Origin of the sequence: Synechococcus sp. H55.9 (assembly GCF_047462355.1) — a bacterium.
Classification (GTDB): domain Bacteria; phylum Cyanobacteriota; class Cyanobacteriia; order Thermostichales; family Thermostichaceae; genus Thermostichus.
Genome location: NZ_JANSJB010000044.1, coordinates 13,121 through 20,037, shown reverse-complemented (window position 1 = coordinate 20,037; position 6,917 = coordinate 13,121). Strand labels below are relative to the sequence as shown.

The window sequence follows — 6,917 nt, the reverse complement described above, 5'->3', positions numbered from 1 at the left end:
AAGGGATTTTGGTAGGGGTTGGGGCCTTGGCCCTTGTTGCGGTACTTGGGATTGATGGTCAAGGTGCCGGAGCCCAGGCCCCGCTGCGCCAAAAACTCCAGGTTGCGGCGGCGCATGATGGTGTCGTAGTCATCCTTAACGCGATCTTCCAGGATAGCCACCTGCTGCAGCGCGCTCAGCAAAATGGCAGCCGCCTGTTCGGGGCTGTAGCCATTTTGGGAGGCATAGCGCACGGCAAACTCGTCGGCTGCCACCTGGGCCTTCTGGCCTTTCTCTGCTTTACGCAGCAGAAACACCGCCGATGCCGCCAAGCCGGCTGCCAGGCCCACGCCGAGGTTATCCCCCATTTGTAGCTCCACCAAAATGCCCATGCTGCCGGCCCCGATCAAGGCGGGATACAGCAACAGGGCCGACCAGTTATCCCCCAAGGCCAGCTCGGTGGCCATCACCGCTTCCCGTAGAAAATAAATCTTTTGTTGGTCAGGGTTCAGCTTTTGCCAGCGGCTGAGGTCGATGGCGAAGCGGGTGTACTTTTGCCAGGGAAAGCGCCAGAGCGGCTGCACAACCCGAGATTGGTCAGGGGTGCCGATCTCGATCTGCACCTCGGGTCGGATCTCCACCGGGAGAAACTGGATCAGGCGGTCAAAGTCGGAAATGGTGTACATGCTGGCAGGGTGCGGTTATGAGGAGCGGTTGGAGATCATTACTCATACATAGTAAGGGATCCTAGCCTTCCTTGCAGGCTAGCTCCAAGGGAAGCCTTTTGGCGGGAGGGCCGGGGCAGCTGTCGTCCTAGTTTGAGGAGGGATCCCGGCTGGGGTGTTTGAGATCCGTCAAATCGTTGAGGCGGCGCAGGATCCCCCATCCTTGCAGGGCTTCCAGCAGGGCTTCCCGCACAACGGCTACCGTCTCTTGGTCGAGGGCCAGCCGCAGATAATCCACTGCCAGACGGGTTTGCTCGGGCTCCAGGTGACCCATTAAACTCTGCAAGCGGCGAACCCCTGCCAGCCGTTTGAAGGCGTCGGGAGAGGCAATGTCGCTGAGATGGCGCTCCAGTTGAGAACGCTGCCGCTCTTGTCGGCGGCTGAGCCACTCCCCAAACAGCAACGATAACAACGCCAGCGTGGCCAATCCCTGCAAAATAGCGCCGGTGGCCAGCCAACGCTGGTTGGATTCCGCCCAGATGGAAACGAGGGTGTAGGTGCCGAAGGTGGCGGCTGCCCCCGCGCCAACCGCCAGCAAAAGCGAGCGATCCGCCTGTCGCAACCAGGCTTGCCACTCCTGCCAGCGGCGGCTGAACTCGGGGCTGCGCACCCCGTAGAGCCCCAACATGACCGAGGTGCCCACTCCCAGAGAGAGGGCCAGCCGCCCATTCCAAAAGGCCAGCCCCGCCAAGGCCAAGCTCGACAGGGCCAAAACCCGCCATTGCGGCCCCGCTAGGATCCACAGCGCCACTTGGGATCCCGTCTCCATTGCCCCACGCCCCACCCGCTGCAGATACTCTGGCCAGGATCCCTGGCCGGTAGAGGGGCGACCCGATTGATGTTTCACCGCTGGCTACTCCCAAAACTTTGTCCCATCCGGCCTTCTGTAAGGTGGCAAGATGTAGACGCTTTTTTCTAACTACTAACTAATAAATTATGCTGGTTGCGTTTCGCCGAGACGACCGAGATAGATTTTCCACCCTTGGGTTTGCAACTGGGCATTTTTCTGCTGTACCGTCTGTTTGAGGCTTTCCCGGTAAGCGATCACCCGCCGCAGCAGGTCGGCATCCCCACTGGCCAAGATCTGCACCGCCAACAGACCCGCATTGTGGCCGTTGCCAATGGCCACCGTGGCCACCGGGATCCCTTTGGGCATTTGCACAATTGAGTACAGCGAGTCTATCCCCTGCAGAGGTTGGCTGAGCACCGGCACCCCGATCACCGGCAGGGGGGTGAGGGAGGCCACCATTCCCGGCAGATGGGCTGCCCCGCCTGCCCCGGCGATGATGACGCGGATCCCTTGGGTATGGGCGCGGCGGGCAAACTCCACCATCGCCTCCGGGGTACGGTGGGCACTGAGGATCTGCATCTGGTAAGGGATCCCAAACTCCTCGCACACCTGGGCGGCGGGTGCAAGGGTGGGCAGATCGGAGTCGCTGCCCATTAGGATGGCCACGAGAGGGGAGGGTTCCATAGGCTGCTGGCCCGGTGTAGCCGATCCATCATCGCATAGCCCAACCCCGTCGAGAGGGGTGGGGGTTCTGCCAACAGGAGCGTGGCATCCCCTTCATCCAGACGGCGCAAACTGGCAAAGAGGGCGCGGGCGGCTGTGTTGGGATCCGAGCCCAAGCATTCCACACTGAAAAGAACTCCTGGCCAGTGGCGGGAGAGGTGGTTTAGCAAAGCCTGGGGATCCGCGGCAAAACTGAGGATGCCCAGGTGGGAATGACCGGTCGCCAGGTGCTGTATCTGTTGCCAATCGCCGGGCTGAAGCTGGGCAAAGGCGGTGGGCAAAAGCCAGAGGGGCTTGCCAGGGGCATAGTGGCTGCTCAGCCGTCCCGGCGCCTCCGGCACTCCAGGGGCCTGTTCCGGGGCCAAGTGGATGGGTAGGCCCAGGTGGGCCTCCAGGGCTTCCAGCGGGATCCCCCCTGGGCGCAGCAGCGTCGGGATCCCTTCCGGGCTGAGCTTAAGCACGGTGGATTCCAGGCCCACGGCACACGCTCCCCCATCCAAGATGTAGGGGATCCGCCCGCCCAGCTCTGCAGCAACCGCTTGGGCTGAGGTGGGGCTGATGCGACCAAAGCGGTTGGCACTGGGAGCGGCCAGAGGGGTTTGTACTGCCTGCAGCAAGGCTTGAGCCACCGGGTGAGCGGGCACCCGCAGGGCAACGGTGGGCAACCCACTGCTCACCAGATCCGGCACAGTGGGGCACTTGGGCAGCACCAGGGTCAGAGGCCCCGGCCAAAAGGTGTCGATCAGGGATCCCAGCCAGGCGCGGGCGGTGGGAGTAAAAGCCGATACATCCACCAGCCATCCCTGCAATTCTTCTAGGGTCACCCCAGCCGGTAGATGTAGGATCAGGGGATCGAAGCGGGGACGCTCCTTGGCGGCAAAAATACTCGCCACCGCCTGCTCATCCAAGCCATTGCCTGCCAAGCCATAGACCGTCTCCGTGGGCATGGCCACCAACTGGCCCTGTCGCAAGGCGGCAGCCGCTACGGCAATGTGTTCAGAGGTGGGAGAGAGAATTTCCGTTTCCATCCATGAGTTGGATTGGGGGCAAGGGCTAGGACAGATCCATTTTGTTGCTACTTTCAACGCTCACACGAGCCCGATCCAAAGCTGCCATCACTGCCCCCATGGCTCCAGAGCCCAAGAAGCCGGCAGTAGCCGCAGGGTTAGCCAGACCAGCTCTTGCCGAGAGCTCCGGCGGGGGGAACGGGATCCTCAGCGCCTGCAGCCGCTCAACCAGTCGCTCCAACAGCTTTATGGTTCAGCTCCTCAGCCCACTGCGGCAGGTACCCGGAAAAATCCTGTTTTTTGACAAACCGAAAAGGCCCCGACAGGGATCCCCAGATCACTTGATCGGTCTGGGGATCCCGCCCTTGGTCTAAGCTGTGAAAGTAGTCGGCCCCGATCTCAAATTCGCTGTACAGGTAGGTGGTTCTGCCTTTGCGTTCGACAATACAGCCTTTGCCGGGCACGCTGCGGCCCCGATAGCAGGATCCCGTCCATTCCACCTGAGTAATGCAGCCGGGCAAGAGTTCCAACTCGGCTGCTGTCAGGCTGGCCAATTTCTGCAACTCTCGACCGGCACACTTGTAGGAGTCAGGAGCCGTCAGCGCATAATTTTGAATCCGGATCCCTTCTGAGGTCTCGAAGAGGTGGATCACCCGCTGCCGGTAGGGCTGTTCAGGGTAAATATCGTACAGTTGCTCCACATAAAACCCCACCCCCTGCAACACCGACCAAGGCAAGGGGCATTGGTACACATGAATATTGGCGAACCAGACGGGCTCGGCGATCGCCTGTTGTAGGTTATTGAAGTGGCCTGCCATCCAGGTGGCCAGTCGAGCCAGTTGTGGGGAGACGGACATAGGTTTAGATGGGTTTAATGGGTTCAAAAGATGCAGATCGAGGGCTCTCTTTCGCGTCAGCGGGACGTAGTCCTTACTGTTTCGGATCCTCTACAACACGCTCTACAGAAATACACTCTAGTACTTTTGGGCAAGAGGGAACCACCTCATCGACGCGCTGGTGGGAAGGGGGTCGGGTCACGGGAACAGGCTAGAGTGGAGGAGCCAGACCACCTTTTGAGAGCTCGTTTGAGATGGACTGATGTCGGCCCTACCCACTCCTCTGCTGGGGCAATCCTTATCTGCCCTGAAAGACTGGGCAGTTGCCCAAGGACAGCCGGCCTATCGCGGGCAACAACTGCACACTTGGATCTACCAAAAAGGGATCCGCTCCCTGGAACAGGTGACGGTGTTTCCCAAAGCTTGGCGGGAGGCGGTGCAAAACTACCCGGTGGGGCGCTCGCGCATCGTGCAACGGACAGAGGCCCGCGATGGCACTGTGAAGTTTCTGCTGGGGCTGGCGGATGGGCAGTTGATCGAAACGGTCGGGATCCCAACGGCCAAGCGTCTGACGGTCTGTGTCTCTTCTCAGGTGGGCTGCCCCATGGCTTGCGATTTCTGTGCCACCGGCAAGATGGGCTACCGGCGCAACCTGGAGCTGCACGAGATTTTGGATCAGGTGCTGACGGTGCAGGAAGATTTTGGCCGTCGTGTCAGCCACGTGGTTTTTATGGGCATGGGGGAACCGCTGCTCAACCGCGATACGGTGGTGCAAGCCATCCGCAGCCTAAACCAAGATATCGGCATCGGCCAACGGCACATCACCCTCTCGACGGTGGGTGTACCTCGGCAAATTGCCTGGCTGGCGCAGCAGGATCTGCAAATTACTCTGGCGGTCAGCCTGCATGCCCCCAATCAAGAGCTGCGGCAGCGGTTGATCCCTGCGGCAACCCACTACCCTTTGGAGGCTCTGATCCAGGATTGCCGCGACTACATGCGGCGCACCGGGCGGCGAGTCAGCTTTGAATATACCCTGCTGTCTGGGGTGAACGATCTGCCCATTCATGCCCGCCAACTGGCGCACTTGTTGCAGCAGGCCAGCCGGTCAGGGGTGCAACTGCACGTGAACTTGATCCCCTACAACCCCATCTCGGAAGCCGACTATCAACGCCCCCATCCCGCACGAGTCGAGGCGTTTGTCCGCCAGCTTGAAGAGCACCAGGTGCAGGCCAGTGTGCGCCAAACCCGTGGCTTGGATGGCAATGCCGCCTGCGGCCAACTGCGGGGATCCTTTCTGCGCTCTTTGCCACGGGATTTGCCGGGCAACGCTTGCGCGAGTACATCAACTGAGTCCACAGGCGCGCTTTAACCAGGCGGCATCCTGTTCTGACAAGGTGGCGTGGTGGATGGCATAGACCTGCCGGTGATACTCATCAAGCCAAGCCCGTTGCGCCTCGTCTAAGAGATCCCAGTCGATCAGGCGCCCATCAAAAGGGATCCAAGTCAGGGAACGAAAGCCCATCCAGCCCTCCGGCTCCGGGATGGGGATCACCTCGTAGAGATTCTCCAGGCGGATCCCACCCCAGCCCGGCTGGTAGTAGCCCGGCTCGATGCTGGTGATCATACCCACCTTGAAGGGGGTGCTGGCGCGGCGGTGGATCCCGTTGGGCCCCTCGTGGACGTTCAAGAAGGCGCCGACGCCGTGGCCGGTGCCGTGGCCGTAGTCCAGCCCTGCCTGCCAGAGGCTGGAGCGGGCAATGCCGTCCAAGGAGACGCCGTAGGTATCGGGGGGAAAGATCTGGCGGGCGCACTGGATGTGGGCTTTCAGCACCTCGGTATAGCGCCGCTGGCACAGGGGATCCGCCGGTTGCGAGCCAATCCAGATGGTGCGGGTAGCGTCGGTGGTGCCCCCCAGGTAGTGGGATCCCGAATCCAACAAAAACAACTCGCCTGGCTGCAAGAACTTCTGGGGATCGGGGGTGCCGTAGTGGACAATGGAGCTGTTGGCGCCGGCCCCGGCGATGGTGTTAAAGCTCAGGCCCACCCAATCCCCTTCCTCGCGGTAGTGGGCCTCCATAACAGCAGCCACATCGGCTTCGCTGATGGGGATCCCCGCTTGAATTTGCCGGTCAATCCAGGCCAGGGTGCGGATCTTGGCCCGGCTGGCCTTGCGGTTGGCCAGCCGCATCTGCTCCAGCTCGGTGGGGTTTTTTACCGCCTTGAGGAGATCCACGGGGTGATCCAGCTCGCGACAGGGGATCCCTTGCAGCAGCTCTTGCGTGCCCTGAGTGGTTTGCTTGGGATCCAATCCCACCGGCCCGTAGCCCTTGGCCCACTGGGGCAGCTGTTCTGGGTAAGCCTCGTAAGGCCAGAGCTCGACCTCGGCTTCCACCAGCATTTGCCGAGCCGAGGGCGTGAGGCGCTCCAGGTCAGTAAGCAGGGCAGCCCTCTCCAGGCCGACCAGCGCGTAGGCGCAGAATACCGGGTTGTAGGGGATGTCAGAGCCGCGCAGGTTAAACAGCCAAGCCACCTGATCCAGTTTGGTTAGGGGCAACAATCCCACCCGCTTGCGGCGCATCTCCTGGCGCACCTGGGCCAGCTTTTCTGCCGCGCTGGCCCCGCAGAGGTGGACAGGGACAGGATAGATGGGCTGATCGGAAAGGGCCTGACGGGATCCCAGCTTGTCCACGGGGTTTTCCGCCACTGGAATCAGCAGCACCCCCCCGGCTTGGGCGTGGGTCTGCAACTGCCGGTAGCTGGCCACTGACACCGTGAAGGGATCCACTCCTAGGCGAAAGCCGGATCCCAGCTCTTCTACGATCTCCATCAGGCTGGGCTGATCCGGCAGGCCGCCTTT

The 6,917-nt window shown here is 61.5% G+C and carries 7 protein-coding genes; 1 reads left to right on the top strand and 6 read right to left on the bottom strand.

Going from position 1 to position 6,917, the window contains the following annotated elements:
- From NW857_RS07435 to NW857_RS07415, 5 genes are all read right to left on the bottom strand, one after another.
- On the bottom strand, positions 1-665 hold a 665-nt coding region (locus NW857_RS07435), incomplete at its 3' end, for a DUF3318 domain-containing protein (protein WP_414341985.1).
- Between the two features lie 127 nt (positions 666-792).
- A complete protein-coding gene (locus NW857_RS07430) occupies positions 793-1,551 on the bottom strand; it encodes a hypothetical protein (protein ID WP_414332475.1) in 759 nt (252 codons plus the stop codon).
- Between the two features lie 87 nt (positions 1,552-1,638).
- Positions 1,639-2,178, bottom strand: coding sequence for a 5-(carboxyamino)imidazole ribonucleotide mutase (purE, locus tag NW857_RS07425; protein WP_414332477.1), 540 nt, complete (start codon positions 2,176-2,178; stop codon positions 1,639-1,641).
- Complete coding sequence (locus NW857_RS07420) at positions 2,148-3,245, bottom strand: L-threonylcarbamoyladenylate synthase (RefSeq protein WP_414332479.1); 1,098 nt, start codon at positions 3,243-3,245, stop codon at positions 2,148-2,150. The genes purE and NW857_RS07420 overlap by 31 nt, the downstream gene beginning before the upstream one ends.
- Positions 3,246-3,448: 203 nt before the next feature.
- Positions 3,449-4,081 (bottom strand): chromophore lyase CpcT/CpeT, encoded by a 633-nt coding sequence (locus tag NW857_RS07415; RefSeq protein WP_414332481.1) that lies wholly within the window; start codon positions 4,079-4,081, stop codon positions 3,449-3,451.
- A 241-nt stretch (positions 4,082-4,322) separates the two neighbouring features.
- On the opposite strand from NW857_RS07415, the gene rlmN reads away from it, so the two are divergent.
- Positions 4,323-5,429 carry a 23S rRNA (adenine(2503)-C(2))-methyltransferase RlmN gene (gene rlmN / locus NW857_RS07410; RefSeq protein WP_414332483.1) on the top strand — a complete coding sequence of 369 codons (1,107 nt, stop codon included), beginning with the start codon at positions 4,323-4,325 and terminating at the stop codon, positions 5,427-5,429.
- On the opposite strand, the gene NW857_RS07405 is transcribed toward rlmN, so the two are convergent.
- The coding region (locus tag NW857_RS07405; protein ID WP_414368499.1) for an aminopeptidase family protein P at positions 5,403-6,917 on the bottom strand (1,515 nt) is incomplete at its 5' end. The genes rlmN and NW857_RS07405 overlap by 27 nt on opposite strands.